The sequence below is a fragment of the Burkholderia paludis genome (assembly GCF_000732615.1).
Taxonomy (GTDB): domain Bacteria; phylum Pseudomonadota; class Gammaproteobacteria; order Burkholderiales; family Burkholderiaceae; genus Burkholderia; species Burkholderia paludis.
Genome location: NZ_JPGL01000148.1, coordinates 1 through 1,591 on the forward strand (window position 1 = coordinate 1; position 1,591 = coordinate 1,591).

1 protein-coding gene is annotated in these 1,591 nt (G+C 66.8%); it reads right to left on the bottom strand.

Translation table 11 applies throughout. The annotated features are described in order from the left end of the window. On the bottom strand, positions 1-1,591 hold a 1,591-nt coding region (locus GQ56_RS0138880; protein ID WP_031403757.1), incomplete at both ends, for an electron transfer flavoprotein-ubiquinone oxidoreductase.

A 1,591-nucleotide genomic window follows, 5' to 3' on the forward strand; every position in this document is an offset into this window, starting at 1 on the left:
ACATGTTCGGGTAATTCGGCCCGCCGCCGCCTTCCGGCGTGACCCACACGATGTTCTGGGTCGGGTCCTTGATGTCGCAGGTCTTGCAGTGCACGCAGTTCTGCGCGTTGATCACCAGGCGATCGCTGCCGTCGTCGTTCTTCACGAACTCGTACACCGCCGCCGGGCAGAAGCGCCCCTCCGGCCCCGCGTACGTGTGCAGGTTCACGTTCACCGGCACGTTCGCGTCCTTCAGCGTCAGGTGCGCCGGCTGGTTCTCCTCGTGGTTCGTGTTCGAGATGAACACCGACGACAGCCGGTCGAACGTCAGCTTGCCGTCCGGCTTCGGGTACACGATCGGCTCGCATTGCGACGCCGGCTTCAGCATCTCGTGATCCGCGTGCTTGTGACGCAGCGTCCACGGCACGTTGCCGCCCATCACCTTCTGCTCGAGTCCCACCATCAGCGTGCCCAGGTACAGCCCCTTGGCCATCCACTGCTTGAAGTTGCGCGCGCGGTACAGCTCCGTGTACAGCCACGACTGCTTGAACGCGTCCGGGTATGCGTTCAGTTCGTCCGACTGGCGGCCGGCCCGCACCGCGTCGAACGCGGCATCGGCCGCCAGCATGCCGGTCTTGATCGCCGCATGGCTGCCCTTGATCCGGGACGCGTTCAGGAAGCCCGCGTCGTCGCCGATCAGCGCGCCGCCCGGGAACACCGTCTTCGGCAGCGACACCAGCCCGCCCGCCGTGATCGCGCGCGCGCCGTACGACACGCGCTTGCCGCCTTCCAGGAACGCGCGGATCGACGGGTGCGTCTTGTAGCGCTGGAATTCCTCGAACGGCGACAGGTACGGGTTCGTGTAGCCCAGGCCCACCACGAAGCCGACCACGACCTGGTTGTTGTCCATGTGGTACAGGAACGAGCCGCCGTACGTGTCGGACTTCAGCGGCCAGCCGGCCGTGTGGATCACGAGGCCCGGCTTGTGCTTCGCGGGATCGATTTCCCACAGTTCCTTGATGCCGATCCCGTATGCCTGCGGATCGGCGTTCGCGTCGAGCTTGAACTTCGAGATCAGCTGGCGGCCCAGGTGGCCGCGGCAGCCCTCGGCGAACAGCGTGTACTTCGCGTGCAGTTCCATGCCGAGCTGGAAGTTCTCGGTCGGCTCGCCGTCCTTGCCCACGCCCATGTTGCCGGTCGCGACGCCCTTCACCGAGCCGTCGTCGTTGTACAGGATCTCGGCGGCCGGGAAGCCCGGGAAGATCTCGACGCCCAGCGCCTCGGCCTGCTGGCCCAGCCAGCGCGTGACGTTGCCCAGCGAGATGACGTAGTTGCCGTGGTTCTTGAAGTTGTCGGGCAGCGCCCAGTTGGGCGTGGTGACCGCGCTGCTCTCGGACAGGAACAGGAAGCGGTCTTCGGTCACCTCGACGTCGAGCGGGGCGCCGCGTTCCTTCCAGTCGGGGAACAGCTCGGTGATCGCGCGCGGGTCCATCACCGCGCCCGACAGGATGTGCGCGCCGATCTCGGAACCCTTCTCGAGCACGCACACGCCGATCTCGGCGCCTTTCTCGGCGGCCAGCTGCTTGAGCCGGATCGCCGCCGACAGCCCGGC